The organism is Methylophaga sp. UBA2689 (genome assembly GCA_002354555.1).
Lineage (GTDB): Bacteria > Pseudomonadota > Gammaproteobacteria > Nitrosococcales > Methylophagaceae > Methylophaga.
Genome location: DELT01000068.1, coordinates 3,842 through 29,239, shown reverse-complemented (window position 1 = coordinate 29,239; position 25,398 = coordinate 3,842). Strand labels below are relative to the sequence as shown.

The following is a 25,398-nucleotide window of genomic DNA, read 5'->3' as shown; positions in this document are numbered from 1 at the left end:
TTAGCTCCACTAATTTCCGATAAAGATAGCATTTCCGCTACGATGATAAAAGCAATCTGTTTGCCACTAATTTCAGGCCTTGTGAACTATGACTCAAACTGCACCACTTATACTTGTTGATGGCTCTTCCTACCTGTATCGCGCTTATCATGCGATGCCGCCCCTGACCAACAGCGACGGCGAATCAACCGGCACCATTTATGGCGTCATCAACATGCTGCGTAAATTGATCCGTGACTATAAACCTGAACATATGGCCGTGGTATTTGATGCCAAAGGCAAAACCTTCCGTAATGATCTTTATGCCGAGTATAAAGCCACCCGCCCGCCAATGCCGGACGATTTACGTGAACAGATTGCACCGATCCATGAAATTGTTAAAGCCATGGGCCTGCCGTTGCTTTGTGTTGATAACGTTGAAGCCGATGATGTGATTGGCACGCTGGCAAAACAGGCAACCGCAGCCGGAATTGAAACAGTGATTTCTACCGGCGACAAGGATATGGCGCAGCTGGTCAGCGAGCATGTGACGCTGGTCAATACCATGAATAACAGCAAAACTGATATCGCCGCGGTACAGGAAAAATTTGGTCTGACCCCACAGCAAATCGTCGATTATCTGGCTTTGATGGGCGACAAGGTAGATAACATCCCTGGCGTTGACAGTGTTGGCCCAAAGACAGCAACAAAACTATTGCAACAATATGGCAGTTTGCAGGGTGTTATCGAACATGCTGATGAAGTTAAAGGCAAACTGGGTGAAAAATTACGAGCAGCCGTTGATGCTTTGCCACTTTCTTATCAGCTGGCCACCATCAAGATGGATGTCGAGCTGGATTTCACACCGGAAACACTGGATATGCAGGTAACGGATAACCAGAAACTGGCTGAACTCTATCGTCGTTATGAATTCAAAAGCTGGTTACAGGAATTAGACTCTGCGCCTGCTGCGGCGACCTCCACAAAAGCTGATGAACCCGCCACCAGCATTGAAACCCATTACGAAACCATTTTGACTCAGCAGCAGCTGGATAACTGGCTGGCTAGACTCAAAAAAGCAGAACTGTTTGCCTTTGATACCGAAACCACAAGCCTCAATTATCTGCAGGCACGTATCGTCGGTATGTCATTTTCCATTAAAGCGGGTGAAGCCGCTTATCTGCCGCTGGCGCATGATTATCCGGGCGCACCGGATCAGCTGGATTTTGATGCCACGCTGGCTCTGATGAAACCTTTACTGGAAGATCCCAAAGCGCTGAAAGTCGGTCAGAACCTGAAATACGATCGGCATATTCTGCTCAATCACGGTATTGATTTGCAGGGTATTGCCCATGACACCATGTTGCAATCCTATGTGCTCGACAGCACGGCCACCCGCCATGATATGGATTCGCTGGCCGAAAAATATCTGAATCGCAGCACCATTCATTTTGAAGACATTGCCGGTAAAGGCAAAAAACAACTGACCTTCAATGAAATTGGTCTGGAAGAAGCTTCACCTTATGCCTGCGAAGATGCCGATATCACCTTGCAGCTGCACCATATTTTGTGGCCAAAAGTGCAGGCGATTCCATCATTGGAAATAGTTTATCGTGAACTGGAAATGCCGTTGCTGCCGGTGCTCAACACGCTGGAACGTAATGGCGTGCATATTGATATCTTTATGTTGCAGCAGCAGAGCGATCAACTGGCGTTGGATATTGATCGGCTAGAAAAAGAAGCCCATGCCTCTGCCGGTACCAAATTCAATTTGGGTTCACCAAAGCAGCTACAGGAAATTCTTTACGACCAGCAACAGTTGCCGGTACGTAAAAAAACACCCAAAGGCCAACCCTCGACCGCTGAAAATGTGTTGCAGGAACTGGCGGATGATGGCTATGAGCTGCCACAAATCATTATGCAATATCGCAGCTTAAGTAAGCTCAAATCCACCTACACCGACAAACTGCCACAGCAGGTCAATCAACAGACTGGCCGTGTGCACACCTCCTATCATCAGGCTGTCACTGCTACCGGCCGGTTATCATCTTCCGATCCGAATTTACAGAATATCCCGATCCGTACTGAAACCGGCCGCAAGATTCGTGAAGCGTTTGTTGCCGGTAAAGGCGCCAAGATCCTGGCAGCCGATTACTCACAAATTGAATTACGCATCATGGCGCATTTATCCGGCGATAAAAGCCTGCTGACCGCATTCGCCGAAGGTGAAGATATTCATCGCCATACCGCTTCTGAAATCTTTGGTGTGGAACCCGAAAATGTCACCGGCGATCAACGACGCAGTGCCAAAGCCATCAACTTCGGTTTGATTTACGGCATGTCAGCCCACGGACTTTCCAAACAACTTGGCATCGAACGTCATCAGGCCGCCAAATATATGGAAACCTATTTCGAACGCTATCCCGGCGTCAGAAAATACATGGACAATACCCGCGAACAGGCCAAGAAAGACGGGTACGTCGAAACCATTTTCGGCCGACGGTTATATTTGCCGGAAATCAACTCCAGCAACGGCCTGCGCCGCCAATATGCCGAACGCACCGCGATTAACGCGCCAATGCAGGGCAGCGCTGCGGATATTATCAAACGCGCAATGATTTCGATTCATGACTGGCTGCTCGAAGCCGATACCGGTATTCGCATGATCATGCAGGTGCATGATGAATTGGTATTTGAAGTGCCAGAAGATCAGCTTGATTTGGCTAAAACCGAAATTGAGCAATTTATGATTCAAGCTGCTGATCTCGAAGTGCCGTTAGAAGTTGGGATTGGAGTTGGGGATAATTGGGAACAGGCGCATTAGTTGGATTATTAACCACAGAGGCACAGAGGGCACGGAGGTTCTTAAAATTTATCCGCAGATTACGCAGATGGGCGCAGATTTTTAGATAGAAGTTAAGAAAGGATTTAGAAAAGGGCACAGATCCCAGAGGCTTCCCTTGAATCCCTTTTGTGTTGCCGGAAAAAATGGCCATCGCAGGATTAGAAATCGGAATGTTTGAGCGAAGCGAGTTTTTTCGATTTCCCTGCGATGGCCATTTTTTTCGGGGAGCCGCAGGCCAACACAAGGGGTGCCTTTTCTTTTGGTTCGTTTTCTTTGGGCAAGCAAAGAAAATGAACTCGCCCTCAGGCGAAATTATGCTTTAAGTTCATTTTGCCTATTTAAGCTGATCTTTCGCTCTCGCGAGTCAGGGGCTTGCGTGCCCAAGCCCCTAACAACCCAAGGGCACCCCTTGTGCTGGCCTGCGGCTCCACTGCGTTGCTCGATTTATCTGGGGATTGGTCAAAACTCGCTGTGCTCACAAATTTGTCTGGAACAAATTTGGACGCCGAAGGCGCCCGAAGGGTGAAAGGCATGGATGCCACAAATCAGACACTGTCCAATCCTTATCCAGATAAACCTGCGCTACTCGTCAGCACAAAAAAAGCGGGGGAAGCCTCTGAGGTATGTCATGGGGATGTTGGGCTTCGCAGGCTCAGCGCCAACCTACGGAAAATCACATTTCAATCTGATTTGATTTAGCGAACTTTGGTATTTAGTTAATGATCTTTTGCTAAAAGCTATTTATCAAAAATCTGCGGATAAATCGCTTTTAACTCTCAGTGCCCTCTGTGCCTCTGTGGTTAATATCTCAAGAACGCTTCTTAGCCCGAGGATGTGCGGCATCATAAACCTTCGCCAGGTGCAGAAAATCCAGATGGGTATAGACTTGCGTTGTGCTGATATCCGAGTGTCCCAACAACTCCTGCACGGCTCTCAAGTCACTGCTGGATTCCAGCATATGCGAGGCAAATGCATGCCGTAGCCGATGCGGATGCACATGTTCGGAGATACCGTGTTTTTTGCCCCAGAAAGCCAGTCGTTGCTGGATGGAACGTACACCAAGGCGCTTGCCTTGCTGCGTAGTAAACAATGCTGGTTGTTGATACAGACCGTTCTGATCACGTTTATCGAGCCAGACTTTCAGTGCCTCAATCGCGGTACGGCCAATCGGCAAAATTCTTCCTTTATTACCTTTACCGGCAATGACATGCACCAGCTGCTGGCCAAAATCGACATCACGTAAATCCAATGCTGCCAGCTCTGCCAGCCGCAGGCCGGAGGAATAAAATAATTCCATAATCGCTCGATCGCGACAGGCGACAAAAGTGTCAGCCGGTGTGCTATCAAGTAATGAATTCATTTGGTCGACGTCAAGGGTTTTCGGTAAACGCTTTTCGGCTTTGGGTGCCTGCACTGATTGCGCTGGATTATGATCGACCAGGCCTTCTTTGAGCAAATAACGATAAAAACTGCGAACGGCGGACAGTAAACGGTGAATACTGCGAGCGCCCAGACCTTTACGATGCAGCCGGGCAATAAACAGACGAATATCTGCCGGTTTAAGTTGTTGCCAATCGGTAAAGGATTGTTGCTGGCAGTATTCAATTAATTGCTGACAATCACGCTGATAATTGAGTACGGTATGCGGCGAAACCCGGCGCTGTTGCTCCAGATACTGCAGAAAATCCTGCAGAGGTGTTTGCAGATCAGCTGTCATTCTGGCCGTGGCAGAAACGGCGCAGCAGACGCATAAACACTTCGCCGAGAAAGCTCAGATATTCAGTGCCCATATCGGCATGAAAGCGGTTGGCATCACTGCTGGCAATTGCCAGTAAACCGGCACAGGGCTCGTGTCCTAATGGTAAACAGGCCACCGAATGCACTTCATCGGCTTTTTCACCGAACAGTAATTGTTTCTGCGCTTTGGTCAGTCGGCCACAAACCGGTAGCTGCTTGCCCAGAATATGATCAAATGCTTTCAGTTGGCTGTCATCAGCATGCATTTCGACGATGTTGCCTTCGACTGGCGGTAATTTCGGTTTTTGATCGCCACTGTAAAACAGTCTTAGCGACACTTCGTCAGCCGAGAATTCTTGCTGTAATTGTTGCATCAGCGTTGCCAGCAGGCTGTGCATATCCTGACAGTCCATTAGTCGCAGACAGAGTTGATGGACTCTCTGCTGCAATGCAGCATTGCTATGCGCATTATCGATTAAAGCATGCAGTTGTTCATGCAGATGCTGATTTTTCTGGCGTAATTGCTGACGTTGACGCTGTGCCAGCGAAATGGTGCCTTCAGGTGTGTTTTCGAATTCCAGTTCGGACAATAAATCCGGCTGATCGATTAAAAAATCTGTGTGCTGGCGTAAAAATTCACTGACCTGCTCAGCGCTTACAGATTGTTGAGTGTTGCCCACGCAATTTCTCCATCAAATACATGTTGTGCTGGTCCGGTCATCCATACGGAAGAATTTTCATCCGGCCAGCTGATTTCTAATGTGCCGCCCGGCAGTAAAACACTGACCTGACGTCCAAGTATTCCGCGACGAATTCCACTGACCACTGCCGCACAGGCTCCGGTACCACAAGCCGTTGTCTCAGCAGAGCCACGTTCATACACCCGCAATTTAATATGCTCGTGATCTATCAGCTGCATAAAACCGACATTGACCCGTTCCGGAAACTGCTGATGGTTTTCAATTTTAGGTCCCAACTCGCTGACAGGCGCGGTGGTCACATCATCGACCAATAAAACCGCATGGGGATTGCCCATTGATAATGCAGCAATTTCCACCTGACGTCCTGGTTCCACCGCCAGCATATAGGTATTACTCTGCTCAGCCACGTTAAATGGGACTTGTTCTGGCGAGAAGCGAGGTTTTCCCATATCAACACAGACCTGACCATCCGCCTGCAAGGTGGGATAAATCACCCCGGAAGCCGTTTCAACTGCAATTGAATCCTTGGTGGTAAGGCCATTGTCATGTACATATCTGGCAAAACAACGTGCGCCATTACCGCATTGAGATACTTCACCGCCATCAGCGTTAAAAATCCGATAACGAAAATCGACATTTTTCAGATCACTGTTTTCCACCAGCAATAATTGATCACAGCCGATACCGATATGTCGGTCCGCCATAAAACGAATTTGCTCAGTGGTCAGCTGCACAGACTGATTGATGGCATCAATCACCACAAAATCATTACCCAGACCATGCATTTTGCTGAACTTCAACATAGGATTAATCCTGCAATACCTGCTCACCTGCATATAGGCTTTCAACTGACTCGCGTTGTCGCGCCACATGCATATTTGTTCCATCGACCATAATTTCAGCGGCACGCGGACGCGAGTTGTAATTGGAACTCATGGTAAAACCATACGCCCCAGCGGAGCGAATCGCCAGTAAATCTCCGCTTTGAATAGCCAGACTGCGATCCTTGCCTAAAAAGTCACCGGTTTCACAGACCGGACCGACAATATCAAAGTCCTGTTCAGCTTCATCCTGCCGGGGTTTGACCGCTTCAATCGCCATCCATGATTGATACAATGCCGGACGTAATAAATCATTCATCGCGGCGTCAACGATGGCGAAGTTTTTAGCTTCTGAGGCTTTAATATATTCCACTTTTGTCAGCAACACACCAGCATTACCTGCAATTGCCCGGCCTGGTTCAAGCATGATTTCCAAATCACGTTCTTTTAATAATGCCTGCATTGCTTTGGCGTATTCAGCAGGAGTCGGCGGTTTTTCATCGCGATAACAAATCCCCAGTCCACCACCGATATCGAGATGTTTAATATGAATACCCTGCTCAGCCAACGCATCGATCAACGCCAACACTCGTTCCAGAGCATCAACAAATGGTGAAACGGAAGTCAGTTGGGAACCAATATGGCAATCCACGCCAATCACCTGCAGATTTGGCAAAGAAGCTGCCTGCTGATACACCGCCAGCGCATCATCAATCGCAATGCCAAATTTGTTTTCTTTTAGGCCAGTGGAAATATACGGATGGGTTTGCGCATCAACATCTGGATTGACCCGTATGGAAATCGGAGCCGTTTTTTCAAGACTGACTGCCACGTTACTGATACGTTGCAGCTCAGGGATCGACTCCACATTAAAACAGCGAATACCGGTTTTCAACGCATAACTAATTTCTTCAGCGGTTTTACCAACCCCAGAAAACACAGTTTTCTCCGCTTGGCCACCTGCTGCAATGACGCGAGCTAATTCACCGGCAGACACAATATCAAAACCCGAGCCCAGTCTGGCCAGCACATTCAGCACCGCCAGATTTGAGTTAGCTTTGACTGCGTAACAGACCAAATGCCGATAAGCACTGAATGCATCATCAAAGGCTTTCCAATGCTGTTCAAGTGCAGCTCTGGAATACACATAAGTAGGAGTGCCAAATTGCGCCGCCAAATCAATTAACGATTGCTGCTCGGCATGCAACTCACCGTGTTTTTGAGTGAAATAATCCTGCATTTTTTTAGGCAACCTTCATAGTGTTGGCGTTTCCTTCAGGCAGGTATAAATCACCCTTCAGGCCGCATGAGGTCAGTAATCCTATAGTACACAGGAGGATCGCCAGAGTTTTCCAGCCAGAAATTTTTCGCATGATGTCTTCCCCGATGCTGTAAAGGCAGGCAGTATACACAGGAAAACCGGCAACTGGCCCACATTGGAAACTAGAATTTATTATTCAACTTACATATTATAAGTGCATTAAAAAATTAGCTTTATATTAAGGAATAGCGTCCTGTAATGGCAAATATGACAGCACCAATCAGACTAAGCGGTCTTGCAAGACGACTTGTAAGTGAAGGGTTGCTGAGTGATGAGCAGGCACAGACTGCTCAGGTTACGGCTAAACAGGCTTCACAATCCTTTGTAACCTATCTGGTCAATAACAAACTGCTTGATAGCGATGTCATCGGTGCGATTGCCTCTCAGGAATTTGGCGTTCCTCTATTTGACCTCGACAGTATGAATATGGAACTTGCTCCAACGAGCCTGTTCCAGGAAAAACTCATCCGTCAGCATAACGCTCTGCCGTTGTTCCAACGTGGTAAGCGCCTTTATGTGGCCGTTTCTGATCCTACTAATCTTCAGGCTCTGGACGAATTCCAGTTCAACACTGCTCTGAATACTTACCCTGTACTGGTCGATGAACAGAAATTATCCGTCACAATCGAAAAAGCACTGGATAACAAAAACCAGGTTCTGGATGATTTTGATGATGCTGAGCTGGATGATATTGATCTGGGTCCCGATGATGATGCTGATCGTGGTGCAGAACTCACTGAAAAAAATATCGATGACACTCCGGTCGTCAGATTTATCAATGGTATTCTGACTCAGGCGATCAAAGCTGGTGCCTCGGATATTCACTTTGAACCCTACGAGAAAAAATACCGTGTTCGAGTGCGTATTGATGGCATCCTGCATGAAACCAAAACAGCACCGGTGGTGCTTGGCGGACGTATTGCCGCACGGCTGAAAGTCCTGTCTAGAATGAATATTGCTGAACGTCGGGTACCTCAGGATGGGCGGATGCGGTTGAAAATATCCAAATCCAAAGCCATCGATTTTCGTGTCAGCACCTGCCCGACCCTGTTCGGCGAAAAAATCGTGTTGCGTATTCTTGATCCCACCAGCGCCCAATTAGGTATTGATGCATTGGGTTATGAGGAAGATCAGAAAGAAATCTTTATGGAAACCATGCACAAACCATACGGTATGGTGCTGGTCACTGGTCCGACAGGCAGTGGTAAAACCGTTTCTCTGTATACCGCTTTAAATATTCTCAATACTGATGATCGCAATATTTCCACTGCTGAAGATCCGGCTGAGATTAATCTACCAGGCATCAATCAGGTCAATGTACATCCGCAGATCGGGCTGGGGTTTACCGAATGCCTGAGAGCGTTTTTACGTCAGGATCCTGATGTCATCATGGTCGGTGAGATCCGCGATCTGGAAACCGCTGAAATAGCGATTAAGGCTGCGCAGACTGGTCATATGGTGTTTTCCACACTGCATACAAACGATGCCCCACAAACACTGACCCGCCTCGCCAATATGGGTGTTCCTGCGTTTAATATTGCTTCCGCTGTAACGTTGATTATTGCGCAGCGTCTGGCACGTCGACTTTGTCAGCATTGTAAAAAGGGAGAAACATTACCAAAAGAAACCTTGATTGAAGAAGGTTTCAGTGCTGAACAAATTGCGACAGATTTCAAAGTTTACCACGCTGTAGGTTGCGAACATTGCACCGAAGGGTATAAAGGTCGTGTTGGTATTTATCAAGTCATGCCCGTATCCGAAGCAATGGGTCGCATGATTATGGAAGGCGGAAATTCGATTCAACTTGCGGATCAGGCAAAAGCTGAAGGGATTGATGATTTGCGTGCATCCGGTCTGAAAAAGGTCATGGCCGGAGCGACCAGTTTGGAAGAAATTAACCGCGTCATTAAGGAATAAACCGTGGCCACAGCAGCTAAAGCTAAACTTAAACCAAAAAAAGCCGAATTACCGAACCTGTTTATCTGGCAAGGTACAAATAAAGCCGGCCGTAAGGTTAAAGGTGAACAGGCGGGTGATAGTGTTCAGGCTGTTCGTGCAGATTTACGCCGCCAAGGTATTACGCCGGGAAAAGTACGTCGTAAACCCAAGGATTTATTTGCTCCCCGCAAACCCAAAATCAAACCGGTTCACATTGCTATCTTCAGCAGAATGCTGGCCACCATGATGTCTTCCGGTGTGCCGATGATGCAATCACTGCAAATCATTGGCGAAGGGCATGAAAATGCCAGTATGCAGGAAATGATTCTGGCGATTAAAGCCGATGTTGAATCAGGTACCAGTCTGGCGGAGTCATTAGCCAAATTCCCACTACATTTTGATGATCTCTATATCAGTCTTATCAACGCTGGTGAACAATCCGGTACTTTAGAAGCCCTGTTGCATGAGATCGCTACCTATCAGGAAAAGACTGAGGCACTTAAGTCCAAGATTAAAAAAGCGCTGGTTTATCCAACAGCTATCATGGTGGTGGCGTTTATCGTCACGGCGATTTTGATGATTTTTGTTATTCCACAATTTCAGGCTTTGTTTACCGGGTTTGGTGCGGACCTACCGGGCCTTACAAAAATGGTCATCAGCATTTCCCAGGTATTTCAGGATTACTGGTGGTTAATTTTTGGCAGCATTATTGGCTCGGTAATGGGCTTTATGGCAGCACGACGCCGCTCTCGCAAGGTTCAGCATTTTATGGATCGCATGCTATTAAAATTACCGGTCATCGGCGATGTATTAACCAAAGGTGCAATTGCCCGTTTTGCCAGAACGTTTTCGGTTATGTTCAAAGCCGGTGTGCCAATGGTTGAGGCGATGACCTCGGTAGCCGGCGCCACCGGTAATATAGTTTATAACGAAGCCACGCTGGAAATGCGTGATGATGTCTCTACCGGTACCCAATTAAATAAAGCCATGACCGATACGGAATTATTTCCAAATATGGTGATTCAGATGGTTTCCATCGGTGAAGAATCCGGTTCACTCGATGCAATGCTGGCGAAAGTCGCTGACTTTTTTGAACGTGAAGTGGATGATGCTGTTGATAATATGACCGCGTTGATGGAGCCATTTATCATGGCTTTCCTGGGTGTTTTGATCGGTACACTGGTTATTGCCATGTACTTGCCGATTTTCAAACTCGGCGCTGTCGTTTAATCCTATGTCGCTAATTTATCTGCTGGAAACCTCCAGCATTTTTTTTATTGCCAGTATTTTCATTCTGGGATTACTGGTAGGCAGCTTTCTCAATGTGGTGATTCACCGACTGCCGCTGATGATGCAGCGTGAGTGGGCCCAACAGTGCCATGAATTGATTGGAACAACTGAACCTGGGACAGATGAACTTACGTTAAGCAAACCGCGCTCTCGCTGTCCGCATTGCAGTCATGCTATTACTGCATTGGAAAATATTCCGGTACTCAGTTATCTCGCTCTGAAAGGCCGTTGCAAGGAATGCAAAGCGCCAATTTCCAAACGCTATCCGCTGATTGAATTATTCACTGCAGGGATCTCAGCGATAGTGGCATGGCACTTTGGTTTCGGCATTGCCGTAGTGGGAGCCTTATTGTTAAGTTGGTCTCTGCTCGCGTTGACGTTTATCGATGTTGATCATCAACTGTTGCCCGACAGCATTACTTTACCCTTATTGTGGTTAGGACTCAGTTTTAACCTGTTTGCTATCTATACCGACATTAGCTCTGCCGTTATTGGTGCCATTGCCGGTTATCTGGCGCTTTGGCTGGTGTATCACGCTTTTCGTTTGGTCACAGGTAAGGAAGGCATGGGCTATGGCGATTTTAAGCTGCTGGCAGCCTTGGGGGCCTGGATGGGTTGGCAGGCGTTGCCAATGATCGTTTTATTATCCTCTTTAGTTGGTGCATTAGTTGGTATCAGCCTGATTTTGTTAAAACAACAGCATCGGGATATTCCAATTCCATTTGGTCCTTATCTGGCAGCAGCCGGCTGGCTGGCGCTGATATGGGGCGACGCTCTGACCACCGGATATCTGAATTGGAGCGGATTAAGCTGAAATGGTGTTTCGGGTTGGCCTAACCGGCGGCATTGCATCAGGCAAATCAACTGTCTCAACATTATTTGCAGAGCTGGGCGTTACCGTTATTGATGCCGATATTATTGCCCGTGAACTGAGCCAGCCTGGTACCCCCCAATACCAGCAAATCGTTGAGCAATTTGGCAGTCATTATGTGCTTGCAGATGAACAGTTAAACCGACCTGCATTACGCAAGCTGCTGTTCTCCGATGCTGCAGCCAAAAAAATGCTCGAACAAATCCTGCACCCAGCAATTCGCCAACAACTGCTACAACAGTCAGCAAATGCCAAAAGCCGTTACTGTATTTTGAGCGTACCGTTGTTAGTTGAAGCCAAGATGCAGACGTGCGTCGATCGTATTCTGGTCGTTGATGTGGATCACCAAACCCAATTTGAGCGTCTGCAAAACCGAGACAATCTAACTATTGAAGAGGCTGCTCAACATCTTGCGGCTCAATCAAACCGCGAACAGCGATTGCAATGTGCTCACGATATCATCGACAATAGTGATGGAATTGAAAAATTGAAATTTCAGGTTACTCAACTGCATGCGTTATATTGTCAGCTGGCAGAAACGACGCAAAATTAATCCCGGTCATCAAGCTGACCTTATGTAAATGATAAAAAACACACTATGTCCGACGTTATCACATACGAACAACCACTGAATGAACGCATAAGAACATTCCTGAGACTGGAATTTCTGTTGGCACGTGTGGATTTTGCCATGCAGCATGATGATGAAATGAGTCATCGTGAAGCCATTGATGCCATGTTGAGTATGTTGCAGGTATTTGAACGGGGCGATATGAAGTCCGAAGTGACCAAGGAAGTTGAACGGCTCATTACCAATCTATCCGCATTGGAAAACTCGCCCGGTGTCGACAAAGAAACCTTGGATGCATTACTTGCTGAACTGGACCAGACGCTCGATGCTCTTCAGATTCGTAAAACGTCCATTGGTCAGGTTTTAAAAGAAAATGAGTTTCTTTACAGCATCCGTCAACGTTCCAGCATTGCCGGCGGCACCTGTGATTTTGATTTACCTGCCTACCATTACTGGTTACAACATTCCTCTGTTGAACAACGCCAGCAACAATTAAATTACTGGCTGGAACAGTTTGTAGCAGTACGTGGGGCGATAAATATTTCGCTGCAACTGATTCGCGGCAGTGCCGGTTTCAGTGGTGCTCAGGCAGAGAAGGGATTTTATCAACGCAGCCTGGACAGTAATCTGCCAACCCAGTTAATTCGGGTTCGTATTCCTTCAAGCACGCCTTATTACCCGGAAATAAGTGGTGGCAAACACCGTTTCACGGTGCGTTTTATGACGTTTGATATTAATCAGCGTCCTCAACAAATTAATGATGATGCGGATTTTCAGCTTAGCTGTTGCACAATGTAATTATGGTATTGAAAGTAAATTGTCCACAATGCGGACGTAAAGTTGAATGGACTGATGACAACAAATGGAAGCCGTTCTGCTGTGAGCGCTGTAAATTAATTGACTTGGGTGAATGGGCGGCAGGAAATCATCGCATACCTGGAGAGCCTGTCATTGATCCGGAAGACGATCCCAACTCGTTTCATTAATTATTGCTAATGCGCTTTCTTTACTACCACTGACTGGTTGCTAAACAAAGTAGAGATTAGTTAACCGCTCAATAATCTGCATATTCGCAGCAGGAAATTCTCTGGCAGATAATTCAGCTAATGGACACCACACCAATGGCTGCCCTTCCTTTCCCGTTGCTTCACCGGAAAATTCAGTCACTAACCAGACGTCAAGCTCGACCTGCAAATCTGGATAATCATGAACGATCTGCATTAAGGGGTCAGCCTGCTCAACCTGTAACCCGACCTCTTCGTAAATTTCTCGTTGCAGAGCCTCTAACCGGGTTTCATCGGCTTCACGCTTACCTCCCGGAAATTCCCACAGATCACCTTGATGCTGATGCGCATGACGGCGTGCAATTAAAACCTGTTCATCATTATTAACAATAATCGCGACAGCGACTTGTAGACGTTTTTTCATCAATCAATTTTTCAGCACGAATAGCGTACCGCAGTACGGACAAAGTACTTCACCATGGCTTTTGATTTCAAGATATACCCGTGGATGAGCATTCCATGCCGGCATATCCGGCATGGGACAGCTGATAGGCAAATCTTTTTTGCTCACTTCATAGCGTCGCTGTGTACAGGCTTCTCTGGTCTCTGACATAACGCGCTACTCCTCAATTAAATTGGTAAGGCGAGCATCCGATCCAGCGCCAGTTTGGCTTCTTGGGCAGTCACCGGATCCACAGACACCTGATTAACCACATGGCCTTCCACCAGGTTTTCCAGTACCCACAACAAATGCTGCGGATCAACACGGAACATGGTGGAGCACATACATACCGTCGGTGACATAAAGTGAACCGATTTACCCTGATCCTGGAACCGTTCATGTAAACGGTTTACCAGATTCAATTCGGTCCCCACCAGCCAGCGAGTATTAGGTTCACTGTTGGCGATCGTGTTGACTATATATTCAGTGGAACCGACATAATCGGATTTCTGGCAGACTTCAAAGCTGCATTCCGGGTGAGAAATAACTTTGGTTTCCGGGTATTTTTCCAGGAAGTTATCAATCTGTTGTGGCTGGAACATCTGATGAACAGAACAAAAGCCCTTCCACAAAATAATTTTGGCTTTCTTCAATGCTTCCGGCGTTAATCCACCCAGTGGTTTATCAAAATCCCACACCACCATTTCTTCCAGTGGAATACCCATCTTGTAACCGGTATTGCGGCCTAGATGTTGATCAGGGAAGAACAGTACTTTTTCGCGTTGAGCAAACGCCCAATCCAGCACATGTGGCGCATTGGTAGAAGTACACACAATACCGCCATGTTTACCACAGAAGGATTTGAGGTCTGCAGCCGAATTTATATAGGTGATTGGCGTAATCGTCTCATCCGGATCCAGCACTTCGCTCATTTCCTGCCAGGCACGATCCACATTTACCCGGTTCGCCATATCAGCCATTGAACAACCGGCGGCCAGATCGGGCAAAATCGCAATTTGATCGGGACGTGAAAGGATATCTGCTACTTCCGCCATAAAATGCACGCCACAGAACACGATGTACTGAGCGTCTGATTCGGCAGCATTGCGTGACAGTTTGAGCGAATCACCTGAAAAATCCGCATGTTTGAAAACTTCATTACGCTGGTAGTGATGCCCTAGAATAACCAAATCATCGCCCAATTTCTGTTTAGCGGCATCAATACGTTTATCGCATGCCTCATCATCAATTGAGAAGTACTGTTCAAACGGGATTGCCGTTGTTGCTAGTTTTGTAGCCACTTCGCTTTCCTCTTAACCGCTATTGCTGTTTTACTCAGACTTCTGCTATTGGTACTTTACGCAGACGAATATTCAATTCTTTCAACTGTTCATCACTGACCGGGCTTGGTGCATTGGTTAACAGACAAGCCGCTGACTGTGTTTTCGGGAAGGCCATTACATCACGAATCGATGCTGAGCCCGTCATTAACATAGCCAGTCTGTCCAAACCAAATGCCAAACCACCATGTGGTGGGCAACCATATTTCAATGCCTGTAACAGGAAGCCAAATTTCTCTTCCGCTTCTTCAGCAGGAATGCCCAGCATTTCAAAGACTTTCTGCTGCACATTGGTTTTATGGATACGAATCGAACCGCCGCCCAACTCAGTACCGTTTAATACCATGTCATATGCACGAGACAGACACTTACCTGGATCGTTGCTTAATAAATCAATGTCTGACTCTCGTGGTGCAGTGAAAGGATGATGCAAAGCATACCAACGCTGCGTTTTGTCATCCCATTCAAACATCGGGAATTCAACCACCCATAACGGGCGCCAGCCATGTTCAACCATATCTAAATCATGGCCAATTTTGACACGTAAAGCACCCAAAGATTCATTCACAATTGAAGCTTTATCGGCACCAAAGAACACCAAGTCACCGGTTTCAGCTGCCGTTCTTTGCAAAATCGCATCAACCACATCATCGGGCAGGAATTTCAGAATAGGTGATTGCAAACCTTCCCGGCCAGCAGCAAGATCATTGACTTTAATGTAAGCCAGACCTTTTGCACCGTAGATACTGACAAACTTGGTGTAATCATCAATTTCTTTACGGCTTAAAGAGTTGCCACCCGGTACGCGCAAAGCAGCCACACGTCCATTTTCATCATTAGCTGGTGCAGAGAACACCTTAAAATCAACACCCTGCATCAAATCACTTACATCAACGAGTTCTAATGGAATTCGCAGATCCGGTTTATCACTACCATAACGATCCATGGCGTCCGCATAGGTCATTCTTGGGAAAGGATTCGGTAACGGTTGTTCTAATACATTGGCAAACAAGTCACGGATCATTTCTTCCATCAATTGCATTAAATCCTCTTCTTCAACAAAAGAGGTTTCAATATCCAATTGGGTGAATTCCGGCTGGCGATCAGCACGCAAATCTTCATCGCGGAAACAACGAACAACCTGATAATAGCGATCCATACCGGCCACCATCAACAATTGTTTAAATAACTGCGGAGACTGGGGTAATGCAAAGAAATCACCGGGATGAGTACGACTTGGCACCAGATAGTCACGCGCGCCCTCCGGTGTCGCTTTGGTCAGGATAGGCGTTTCAATATCCATAAAGCCATGATTATCGAGGTACTGGCGTAATTGACGGATAATCTGTGAACGAAAGCGCAGCTTTTGCAGCATTTCCGGGCGACGTAAATCGATATAACGATGACGCAGCCGGATATCTTCATTAACTTCAGCCTGTTCCGTCAAAGGGAATGGCGGAGTTTCAGAACTGTTCAGAATAGTCACGCGCTTGGCGATGATTTCGATTTTACCGCTTTTTAAATCGGTATTTTCGCTGCCCGCAGGACGGGGGTTAACCACACCTTCAATTTGTAACACATATTCACTGCGTACTTTTTCAGCCACGGCAAAACTTTCGGCATCTTCCGGATTACAAACGATTTGCACCAGACCTTCACGATCACGCAAATCAATAAAAATAACCCCACCATGATCCCGGCGACGATGCATCCAGCCTGCAACTTTTACCGTTTGTTCAATCAAAGATTCGTTTACATCGCCGCAGTAATGGCTACGCATAATTATTCCAACATCCAAAAATACTGTTTAACACTACACCTTTTATATTAGATAAAAAGTGTCCGAAATTTTCTATTCAGTGAGCTGCTGATCCTGACGTTTCTTTTGATAGGCCAGTGAGTTTGGTACCACTACGCCCATCGAAATGATCATTTTCAGCCCCTCTTCTACCGCCATATCCAATTCAATAACATCAGATTCCGGCACCATCAACACAAACCCCGAGGTAGGATTTGGTGTGGTCGGAATAAACACGCTGATGACATTGGCAATGGTTTTATCCTGCACCTCACCCAGATCATCCGATGTCATAAACGCTAAGCTCCAGACACCTTTGCGTGGATATTCCACCAATAATACTTTTCGAAACGATTTGGCATCTGTTGCCAGCACCGCTTCCATGATTTGCTTAACCGCTGAATAAAGCGTTCTGACCAGCGGGATTCTTGCCAGTAATGATTCCCAGAACGCCACTAATCGACGCCCCAGTAAATTGGCCATTATCATGCCGGTGATCAAAACCAGCGCCACTGCCAGTAATACTCCCAAACCGGGAATATGAAAGCCGAGCAGCCTATCGGGCTGAAAGGCATCCGGCAACAGCAACAGACTTTTATCTAAAAAACCTACTATCGCCCGAACCACTAAAAAAGTGACCCCAAGCGGCATCCAGACCAGCAGGCCTGCTATTAAATATTTACGCATTTAAATTTTTAATGACTGCATCCTGTTCCACAGGTATGCGCGGCCGCAGGTGAACTGTCTGCGGTTCCGCTGTCGGCGAGGTTACGTTTTGAACCCGATTTAAAATCTGTTTCATACCAGCCCTGACCTTTAAGACGAAAACCCGCCGCTGAAATCAGTTTTTTCAGATTGGGTTGATGGCATGCTGGGCAATCCACCAAAGCATCGTCACTGATCTTTTGCAACGCTTCAAAGTTATGATTACAGGCATCACAGCGATATTCATAAAACGGCATGAGGTTACTCCCTAAAAATGAATCAACAAACAGCGCTGCTTATAAATGCGGCAAGAAATATTTGTTTCAAGCTTAAAAGCTGTTGATTATACCGAAAATTTGCAAATTCAGTCTTTGGCATTTTAACTGACAAATTCGTAAATCGGCTAAACTGACATTATGAAATCTTCTCAAGACTGGCAGGCCATTCGCAGTCTGTTGCCTTATGTGTGGCAATACAAAACCCGGGTGATACTCGCCTTAGTGCTGCTGTGCCTCGCGAAAGTGGCGAATGTTAGCGTGCCTTTGGTACTAAAAGGTGCGGTGGATGCACTGGATCCACAGTTGCAGGATGTTATTTATCTACCGGTGATACTGTTAATTGCCTATGGCTTGCTGCGGCTTGCCAGCACTGTATTTAATGAATTACGCGATGCATTGTTTGCCAAAGTTATTTATAGCTCAGTTAGGCATATCGCTGGAAATATTTTTTCACATTTACATCGTCTTTCCTTACGTTTTCATCTGCAGCGCCAAACCGGCGGCATTTCGCGAGATATTGAACGTGGCAGTCGGGGTATCACTTTTTTACTGAATTTCATGATCTTTAATATTTTGCCGACGCTGGTGGAAATTGCATTGGTCACGATTATTTTGTTGAGCCAGTACGACAATATTTTTGCGATTATCACTACTGGCACTACGCTGGTATTTATTATTTTCACATTAATTATCACTGAATGGCGCATGCGATTTCGCCGGGCAATGAATGAAATGGATTCTGCAGCGAACAATCAGGCCATTGATAGTTTGATAAATTATGAAACGGTTAAATATTTTAGCAACGAAGCTTTCGAAGCCAGTCGCTATGACAGCAAATTAGCGATTTGGGAAAAGTCTGCCATTCGCAACCAAACATCACTCGCCGTAATGAACATGGGGCAAGGTTTTATTATTGCTGCCGGCCTGACAGCTTTAATGTTACTTGCTGGCAAAGGCGTCGTGGATGGAGAGATGACCATAGGTGATTTGGTTCTGGTCAATGCTTATCTATTGCAACTATATCTGCCACTGGGATTTCTGGGATATATCTATCGGGAAATCCGTCACGCGCTTGCTGATATGGAGCGGATGTTTGATCTGTTAAATCAGGGAGAAGAAATCAACGATCAAAATGATGCAACCACGCTTGCCATTACTGAGGGTCATATCAGGTTTAACCATGTCGACTTTGATTACGAGCCAGATCGTTCAATTTTGAAACAGATAGATTTTGAAGTGCCAGGTGGGCAAAAAATTGCAATCGTTGGCGCCAGTGGTTCCGGTAAATCAACTCTGGTGCGTTTATTATTCAGATTTTATGATCCGACTTCAGGCAGCATCGAAATTGATGGTCAGAATATCCGGCATGTCACTCAGCAAAGCCTGCGCCAAGTGATTGGTGTGGTGCCTCAGGATACTGTGCTATTTAATGACAGCCTGTTTTACAACATACAATACGGCTGTCCGGAAGCTTCTCCAGAGGCCGTCATCAAAGCGGCCCGCCAGGCCCATATTCATGAATTTATCAGTTCCTTACCCCACGGGTACAACACTTTGGTTGGTGAACGGGGATTGAAATTATCAGGCGGGGAAAAACAACGTATTGCCATAGCTCGAACATTGTTAAAGAACCCATCGATTTTGGTGTTTGACGAGGCAACATCTGCACTTGATAGTCATTCCGAAAATGCCATCGCTCAACAACTAATACAAATAAGTCAGCATAAAACCACATTGGTTATCGCTCACAGACTCTCAACAGTGGTAGATGCTGACAATATATTAGTAATGAAAGATGGACAGATTATTGAACAGGGTAGTCATCAAAACTTGCTTGATAGAAAAGGTCATTATGCCGATATGTGGAAACTACAAAACCATGGCCCACAAAATTTCTAGCCCTTTTTTCGAGACCTTAGCTTTATAGAATTTAGGCAATTGCCAGTTATTTACTCGGGGAAAAAGCATTGTGTTAAATGACACAATTTTTCATTTTTTCATGGACATATCCCACAAATAGTCAGTATAGTTTGGCGTTTTTGTGCTTGTCCTGCCAAGAAAATAGCGTGGTAAAACACGTAGCTAAATGTGTTCAGTGTGTGTTCAGCTTCATTATGGGAGACTGGCACCGCACTGAGGCAAATAACTCAATAAAGAGAGGAAATATTCATGAAATATAGTAAATCACTGATCGCGGCTGCATTAGGTGCTGCATCTTTGTTTTCTGCGGCTGCAATGGCTGAAAATCATGTTGTAACAGCATCGTTAACTTCTTTTGACCCAATGGTTATCAAAGTTCAACCAGGTGATACCGTTTCCTGGGATAGAATGAACGGTCATCTTGTTAACACAACGTTTACCGATTCTGATGGTGAACACGAATACATTCCAGAAGGTGCTGAAGGTTTTATGTCACAAATGGGCGAAAACTTTCAAACTAAACCTTTAACAGTTGAAGGTGTTTACATGTATAAGTGTGACCCTCACTGGGGTGCCGGTATGGGTGGTGCGATTATCGTAGGCGAACCAACCAACCTGCAAGCTATCGTTGACACAAAACCAAAAGGTGCTTTGAAGCGTCTGGTGAAAAAAACTCAAAAAGCTGCAGCAGAGTAAATCTTACTCTCTTTAGCTCTCTTCAAAAGCCCGCATGAAAATGCGGGCTTTTTTGATCCAAAACATTCCTTGCTATGCTAAAATTTACTGGTTTTATCTCAGCAATCCCGAGACATTAATGCTCTGCTGGATTCACATTAAATAACATATCAGGGGATATTCATCTGATGAGTGACACTATAGATACTGGCAAAAGACGGTTTTTAACAGCCGCAGCTAGTGTAGTAGGCGGTGCTGGCGCAGTGGCTGTAGCCATTCCTTTTGTATCATCGATTGCACCAAGTGCCAAGGCTGAAGCTGCTGGTGCTCCGGTGCAAATTGATATCAGCCAGCTGGAACCCGGCCAATTACTGACGGTTGAATGGCGTGGCAAACCGGTGTGGATTTTCCGCCGTTCAGAAGAAATTTTGAACACGCTTCCAACATTAAACGATGAGCTGCGTGATCCACAAAGCGAACAGACCCAGCAACCTGAATATGCGCAGAACGAAACACGTTCTATACGTAAGGATGTCATGGTAATGGTCGGTATCTGTACCCATTTGGGTTGCTCCCCCACTTATCGACCAGAAATAGCTCCTGAGGATCTTGGCGAAAATTGGAAAGGCGGATTCTTTTGCCCCTGTCATGGTTCACGCTTTGACTTAGCCGGACGGGTTTTCCAAGGTGTTCCAGCACCAACCAACCTTGTAGTTCCCCCCTACCATTACCAAGGTGACAATGTTGTTATTGTTGGTGAAGATGCCCAAGGAGCTGCATGATGTCGATGATGGATTGGATTGATGCCCGCTTCCCGGCAACAAAAATGTGGAAGGAACATATTTCGGAATATTACGCACCGAAAAACTTTAACTTTTGGTATTACTTCGGTTCACTTGCCTTATTGATTCTGGTGCTGCAGATTATTACCGGCATCTTTTTAACGATGAATTACAAACCGGATGCTGAACTGGCTTTCGCTTCGGTTGAATACATTATGCGGGACGTAGAATGGGGCTGGTTGATTCGTTACCTGCACTCCACTGGCGCTTCCGCCTTCTTTGTTGTTATCTACCTGCATATGTTCCGCGGCCTGATGTATGGGTCCTATAAACAACCACGAGAGTTGATTTGGATTTTCGGCATGCTGTTATATGTTGTGCTGATGGCTGAAGCCTTTATGGGGTATTTGTTACCCTGGGGTCAAATGTCTTACTGGGGCGCTCAGGTAATTATTTCTTTATTTGGCGCTTTACCGGTTATTGGTGAAGATCTGGCTCTGTGGATTCGTGGCGATTATGTGGTCGCTGATGCCACCTTAAACCGGTTTTTTGCCATGCACGTTATTGCATTGCCAATCGTGTTACTTGGTTTGGTAGCAGCGCATATCCTTGCACTGCATGAAGTAGGATCCAACAACCCGGATGGCGTGGACATCAAGAAAAACAAGGATGCCAACGGTAAACCTGTTGATGGCATCCCTTTCCATCCTTATTACACTGTCAAAGATTTGGTGGGCGTTGTTGTCTTCCTGTTTATCTTCTCATTAGTGTTGTTCTATATGCCAGAATTTGGCGGCTGGTTTCTGGAAAAAGATAATTTTATTCCTGCGGATCCATTGAAAACACCGGAACATATCGTCCCACTTTGGTATTTTACACCGTTCTATGCCATTTTGCGTGCGGTGCCAGATAAGCTCTTTGGAGTTATTGCCATGGGGCTGGCAATTGTCGTGTTATTCCTGCTACCTTGGCTGGATCGCAGCAGAACCCGCTCCATTCGCTATAGAGGTCCATATTTCCGTATCGCTCTGGTAGTGTTTGTTATTAGCTTTTTAGCATTGGGTTACTTAGGCACTCAGCCTGCAACGTTTCTTTATACTTTGATGGCTCAGATTTTTACCGTTCTGTATTTTGCTTTCTTTCTCCTGATGCCGATTTACACGAAATTTGATAAAGATAAACCTGTGCCAGAAAGGGTGACGACCAAATGAGAAATCTGACTTTTGCTGCTCTTATTTCGGTATTCAGTGTGTTCTCGACGCTCGCCATTGCGGCGGGTCCGTCATCAAAGCTGGATACTGTCGATATTGATTTGACCGATAAAGCCTCTTTGCAACGTGGTGCTCACACGTTCGTTAATTATTGCTTAAGCTGTCATGGTGCATCATTGATGCGTTATAACCGTATGGCAAAAGATTTAGGGCTTACAGACGATCAGGTTGCTGAAAATTTGATGTTTGCCACCGATAAAATTGGTGACACCATGCAAATAGCAATGCGAGCCGAAGATGCCAAACGCTGGTTTGGTGTTGTTCCGCCTGATTTATCGGTTATTGCCCGTGCAAGAGGTACAGACTGGTTATATACCTATCTGCGTACATTCTATCTGGATGAAAGTCGGCCAATGGGCACTAATAACCTGGCTTTCAAAGATGTTGGTATGCCACATGTCCTATGGGAACAACAGGGATATCAGGCTATCGACGAGTATGGTCATTTAAGTGTTGAACAAGAAGGTGCGCTGACTCCTCGACAATACGATATGATGAGCCGAGATCTAGTCAACTTTCTTGCTTATATCAGTGAACCATCTAAATTACAGCGTTTAGCGCTGGGTAAGTGGGTCTTGCTCTATCTTGCGATATTCTTTGTAATCGCACTGGCACTGAAAAAAGCTTACTGGAAAGACGTTCACTAACGCTACATTCCAAAACATAAGCAGTACAGCTAATGACAACACGTAATCGTAAACCGCTGATGACATTGTACTCAGATGTACAATGTCCCTTCAGCCATCAAACCCGTATCGTTGTTCAAGAAAAGCAAATTGATTGTCAGATTGTAAATCTTGTTGATGGCCACTGGCCGGAAGAGGTTGCCTCAGCAAATCCATACGCTCAGGGCCCGACACTGTTTGATCGGGATATTGTAATATTCCATTCCAGAATCATTATGGAATATCTTGATGAGCGTTTTCCTCATCCATCCCTGATGCCTAACGATCCAGGTGCCAGAGCTCAAATGCGACTGATGTTGCATCGTCTGGAAACGGACTGGTTCTCAATGTGGCCTCAATTATCTGGACGTGACAAATCACCAGCAACCAAAGCCAAAAAAACGCTACGTGAAGATTTGACTGTTCTGGCCCCACTGTTCGAACAATACGACTTTCTCATGAGCGACGAATTTTCATTAATCGATTGTTATGTTGCACCGTTATTGTGGCGATTACCGCATTTGGGTATAAAATTACCGGATTCCGCCAAAGCGGTTGAACGTTATGCACAAAAAATATTTAATAGAGATACTTTCCAGGCCAGTCTGAGCACAGCGGAGAGAGGAATGCGCTAATGAGCATGTCTTCACAAAAGCCTTATCTAATCAGAGCTATTTATCAATGGTTGCTGGATAACGATTGCACCCCCTATTTACTGGTGAATACTGATTATGAAGGGGTTGTGGTTCCTGACCAGTATATTCGCGACTCCCGTATCGTCCTGAATCTGGCACCGGATGCTATCGACGGACTGAATATGGACAATGACTGGGTGAGCTTTTCAGCAAGATTTTCCGGCAAGGCGATGAATTTATTTATTCCGGTCATTGCTATTCAGGCGATTTATGGGAAAGAAAATAACGAAGGCATGTTCTTTCCTGAAGAAGAGCATCCTACCCCCCCGCCGCCGACAGCTAAAGAACCTGGTAAACCAACCAATAAAACAACTAACGGCAAGCCAAGCTTGAAACTGGTCAAATAATTTACAGCTTGTATTTCTCCATACGATAACGCATTGCCATACGGGTTAATCCAAGTTGTCTTGCCGCTCTGGAAACATTACCGGAACTTCGGTTCAAAGCCGTTTCCAATAAATATTTTTCAACCTGATCAAGTGTCATTTTTTCGAACATGGAACCACCATCACCATGTTCGTCTTGTTTGTCACTGCCAAAAGCTCTCAATGACAAGTCATCAAACTCGATGACACTTTGTTTACAGAGCATTACTGCTCGCTCCAGAACATTCTCCAGTTCGCGGATGTTACCAGGCCAGTCATATTGTTGCATTTCACGCATGGCATCATAAGCGAGTCTTGGTTGTTCAACACCGTAACGCTTGGCAAATTGTTCGATAAAAAACTGTGCCAGTTCAGCTATATCCTGTTGTCGTATTCGTAGAGGTGGAAGTTTAATCTCTACAACATTCAACCGAAAATACAAATCGGCACGAAATTCACCCGACATAACTAATTGGTGAAGATCCCGATTGGTCGTTGCAATAATATGAGAATTCACCGGAATTTCTTTGGTCGCTCCCAACCTGCGAAGCTGTCTACGCTCTATAACATTAAGCAATTTGGTTTGCGTTGATAATGATAATTCTGCAATTTCATCCAGTAATAATGTTCCATCCTCAGCGACTTCAATCAAACCGGGACGAGCAGGAGAATTGGTTTCGAGGGTGCTGGGCGACTGACCGAATAATTCAGCTTCGATTGAAGCTTCCGGTAATGCAGCACAATCTACAAGAACAAAAGGTCGATTATGCCGCTGGCTTATTTGATGAAAATATCGTGCTAGAACACCCTTGCCACTGCCTGTCTCACCCGTAATTAATACGACAGGGGTTGTATCCTTATTTTTATCCATCAGCTCAGAGAGCTGTTTTGCCTGCTGCCTAATTGACAGGATTTCCTGACTACTACCAATCAGATTAATTGGCTTATTAGTCTTTTGTTCACGCTGTTCAGAATAATGTAACTGACGACTGATAGCGTGATTATGAACCACCTTCTCAATCGTCAGTATCAGTTCATCCAAATCCACCGGTTTTTTGAGATAATCTGATGCACCAAATTTCATTGCATTAACGGCGTCTTCCAGCTCTCCATAAGCTGTCATCATCACAACAGGCAAGTTCTGCAGTGGATGTCCTGGCGCACGAATTTCAGCTAATAAATCCAGGCCATTGCCATCCGGTAGCCTGACATCCAATAGCAGAACATCAATTGATTCCTGGCGTAACAGTTTTTTTCCATCGCTGATGTTATCGGCAATTATGGCTTGATGACCTTCCCGCTCCAGTCGTCGTTTAACCGATTTGGCGAACAGGTTTTCGTCCTCAATTAATACAAAATTAAGCATGTAACATCCTATTGACGA

The 25,398-nt window shown here is 45.8% G+C and carries 26 protein-coding genes; 14 read left to right on the top strand and 12 right to left on the bottom strand.

All coding sequences use genetic code 11. From position 1 onward, the window contains the following. Positions 1–88: 88 nt before the first annotated feature. On the top strand, positions 89–2,803 hold the full coding sequence (gene polA / locus B3M51_RS08100) for a DNA polymerase I (protein WP_292758164.1): 2,715 nt from the start codon (positions 89–91) through the stop codon (positions 2,801–2,803). 829 nt (positions 2,804–3,632) lie between these two features. On the opposite strand, the gene xerC is transcribed toward polA, so the two are convergent. Genes xerC through lptM form a run of 5 tightly spaced genes read right to left on the bottom strand, consistent with a single transcriptional unit; the run spans position 3,633 to position 7,456 of the window. Then, positions 3,633–4,529 (bottom strand): tyrosine recombinase XerC, encoded by an 897-nt coding sequence (xerC, locus tag B3M51_RS08095; protein WP_414673442.1) that lies wholly within the window; start codon positions 4,527–4,529, stop codon positions 3,633–3,635. A gap of 1 nt (position 4,530) precedes the next feature. After that, a complete protein-coding gene (locus B3M51_RS08090; protein WP_292758160.1) occupies positions 4,531–5,241 on the bottom strand; it encodes a DUF484 family protein in 711 nt (236 codons plus the stop codon). Next, positions 5,217–6,065 (bottom strand): diaminopimelate epimerase, encoded by an 849-nt coding sequence (gene dapF, locus B3M51_RS08085; protein ID WP_292758158.1) that lies wholly within the window; start codon positions 6,063–6,065, stop codon positions 5,217–5,219. The genes B3M51_RS08090 and dapF overlap by 25 nt, the downstream gene beginning before the upstream one ends. A gap of 4 nt (positions 6,066–6,069) precedes the next feature. Continuing rightward, on the bottom strand, positions 6,070–7,323 hold the full coding sequence (lysA, locus tag B3M51_RS08080; protein ID WP_292758156.1) for a diaminopimelate decarboxylase: 1,254 nt from the start codon (positions 7,321–7,323) through the stop codon (positions 6,070–6,072). A gap of 4 nt (positions 7,324–7,327) precedes the next feature. Further along, positions 7,328–7,456: an LPS translocon maturation chaperone LptM gene (lptM, locus tag B3M51_RS08075; protein WP_292479131.1), complete on the bottom strand. Its 129-nt coding sequence runs from the start codon at positions 7,454–7,456 to the stop codon at positions 7,328–7,330. A gap of 146 nt (positions 7,457–7,602) precedes the next feature. On the opposite strand from lptM, the gene pilB reads away from it, so the two are divergent. Genes pilB through yacG form a run of 6 tightly spaced genes read left to right on the top strand, consistent with a single transcriptional unit; the run spans position 7,603 to position 13,060 of the window. After that, complete coding sequence (gene pilB / locus B3M51_RS08070) at positions 7,603–9,321, top strand: type IV-A pilus assembly ATPase PilB (protein ID WP_292758154.1); 1,719 nt, start codon at positions 7,603–7,605, stop codon at positions 9,319–9,321. A 3-nt stretch (positions 9,322–9,324) separates the two neighbouring features. Then, positions 9,325–10,572, top strand: a complete 1,248-nt coding sequence (locus tag B3M51_RS08065; RefSeq protein ID WP_292758152.1) for a type II secretion system F family protein — start codon at positions 9,325–9,327, stop codon at positions 10,570–10,572. Between the two features lie 4 nt (positions 10,573–10,576). Next, entirely contained in the window at positions 10,577–11,446 is an 870-nt protein-coding gene (locus B3M51_RS08060) for a prepilin peptidase (RefSeq protein WP_292758150.1), read from the top strand. A gap of 1 nt (position 11,447) precedes the next feature. Then, positions 11,448–12,056, top strand: coding sequence for a dephospho-CoA kinase (gene coaE / locus B3M51_RS08055; RefSeq protein ID WP_292758148.1), 609 nt, complete (start codon positions 11,448–11,450; stop codon positions 12,054–12,056). 45 nt (positions 12,057–12,101) lie between these two features. Then, on the top strand, positions 12,102–12,872 hold the full coding sequence (gene zapD, locus B3M51_RS08050) for a cell division protein ZapD (protein WP_292758146.1): 771 nt from the start codon (positions 12,102–12,104) through the stop codon (positions 12,870–12,872). 2 nt (positions 12,873–12,874) lie between these two features. Next, on the top strand, positions 12,875–13,060 hold the full coding sequence (gene yacG / locus B3M51_RS08045; protein ID WP_292479123.1) for a DNA gyrase inhibitor YacG: 186 nt from the start codon (positions 12,875–12,877) through the stop codon (positions 13,058–13,060). Positions 13,061–13,100: 40 nt separating this feature from the next. On the opposite strand, the gene mutT is transcribed toward yacG, so the two are convergent. The 6 genes from mutT to B3M51_RS08015 form a co-directional block, all read right to left on the bottom strand. Further along, positions 13,101–13,502: an 8-oxo-dGTP diphosphatase MutT gene (mutT, locus tag B3M51_RS08040; protein WP_292758143.1), complete on the bottom strand. Its 402-nt coding sequence runs from the start codon at positions 13,500–13,502 to the stop codon at positions 13,101–13,103. Between the two features lie 3 nt (positions 13,503–13,505). Continuing rightward, positions 13,506–13,691, bottom strand: a complete 186-nt coding sequence (locus B3M51_RS08035) for a zinc-finger domain-containing protein (RefSeq protein WP_292479120.1) — start codon at positions 13,689–13,691, stop codon at positions 13,506–13,508. Positions 13,692–13,708: 17 nt separating this feature from the next. Beyond that, complete coding sequence (gene nadA, locus B3M51_RS08030) at positions 13,709–14,821, bottom strand: quinolinate synthase NadA (RefSeq protein ID WP_292479119.1); 1,113 nt, start codon at positions 14,819–14,821, stop codon at positions 13,709–13,711. Positions 14,822–14,855: 34 nt separating this feature from the next. Then, on the bottom strand, positions 14,856–16,640 hold the full coding sequence (gene aspS / locus B3M51_RS08025; RefSeq protein ID WP_292758141.1) for an aspartate--tRNA ligase: 1,785 nt from the start codon (positions 16,638–16,640) through the stop codon (positions 14,856–14,858). Between the two features lie 72 nt (positions 16,641–16,712). Next, complete coding sequence (locus B3M51_RS08020; protein ID WP_292356073.1) at positions 16,713–17,345, bottom strand: DUF502 domain-containing protein; 633 nt, start codon at positions 17,343–17,345, stop codon at positions 16,713–16,715. An 8-nt stretch (positions 17,346–17,353) separates the two neighbouring features. Further along, positions 17,354–17,620: an FmdB family zinc ribbon protein gene (locus B3M51_RS08015; protein WP_292758139.1), complete on the bottom strand. Its 267-nt coding sequence runs from the start codon at positions 17,618–17,620 to the stop codon at positions 17,354–17,356. A 159-nt stretch (positions 17,621–17,779) separates the two neighbouring features. On the opposite strand from B3M51_RS08015, the gene B3M51_RS08010 reads away from it, so the two are divergent. From B3M51_RS08010 to B3M51_RS07980, 7 genes are all read left to right on the top strand, one after another. Beyond that, the gene (locus B3M51_RS08010) at positions 17,780–19,540 is read left to right on the top strand and encodes an ABCB family ABC transporter ATP-binding protein/permease (protein ID WP_292758137.1); all 1,761 of its coding nucleotides are present in this window, start codon (positions 17,780–17,782) and stop codon (positions 19,538–19,540) included. A 270-nt stretch (positions 19,541–19,810) separates the two neighbouring features. Continuing rightward, the gene (locus B3M51_RS08005; RefSeq protein ID WP_292479111.1) at positions 19,811–20,257 is read left to right on the top strand and encodes a plastocyanin/azurin family copper-binding protein; all 447 of its coding nucleotides are present in this window, start codon (positions 19,811–19,813) and stop codon (positions 20,255–20,257) included. 167 nt (positions 20,258–20,424) lie between these two features. After that, positions 20,425–21,018, top strand: coding sequence for a ubiquinol-cytochrome c reductase iron-sulfur subunit (petA, locus tag B3M51_RS08000; RefSeq protein ID WP_292758135.1), 594 nt, complete (start codon positions 20,425–20,427; stop codon positions 21,016–21,018). Further along, entirely contained in the window at positions 21,015–22,229 is a 1,215-nt protein-coding gene (locus tag B3M51_RS07995; protein ID WP_292758133.1) for a cytochrome b, read from the top strand. The genes petA and B3M51_RS07995 overlap by 4 nt, the downstream gene beginning before the upstream one ends. Further along, positions 22,226–22,936 carry a cytochrome c1 gene (locus B3M51_RS07990; RefSeq protein ID WP_292758131.1) on the top strand — a complete coding sequence of 237 codons (711 nt, stop codon included), beginning with the start codon at positions 22,226–22,228 and terminating at the stop codon, positions 22,934–22,936. The genes B3M51_RS07995 and B3M51_RS07990 overlap by 4 nt, the downstream gene beginning before the upstream one ends. A 32-nt stretch (positions 22,937–22,968) precedes the next feature. Next, positions 22,969–23,589 carry a glutathione S-transferase N-terminal domain-containing protein gene (locus tag B3M51_RS07985; protein ID WP_292758129.1) on the top strand — a complete coding sequence of 207 codons (621 nt, stop codon included), beginning with the start codon at positions 22,969–22,971 and terminating at the stop codon, positions 23,587–23,589. Continuing rightward, positions 23,589–23,996, top strand: coding sequence for a ClpXP protease specificity-enhancing factor (locus B3M51_RS07980; RefSeq protein ID WP_292479105.1), 408 nt, complete (start codon positions 23,589–23,591; stop codon positions 23,994–23,996). The genes B3M51_RS07985 and B3M51_RS07980 overlap by 1 nt, the downstream gene beginning before the upstream one ends. 1 nt (position 23,997) lies before the next feature. Here the strand turns inward: B3M51_RS07980 and B3M51_RS07975 are convergent. Continuing rightward, the coding region (locus B3M51_RS07975) for a sigma-54 dependent transcriptional regulator (RefSeq protein ID WP_349676721.1) at positions 23,998–25,398 on the bottom strand (1,401 nt) is incomplete at its 5' end.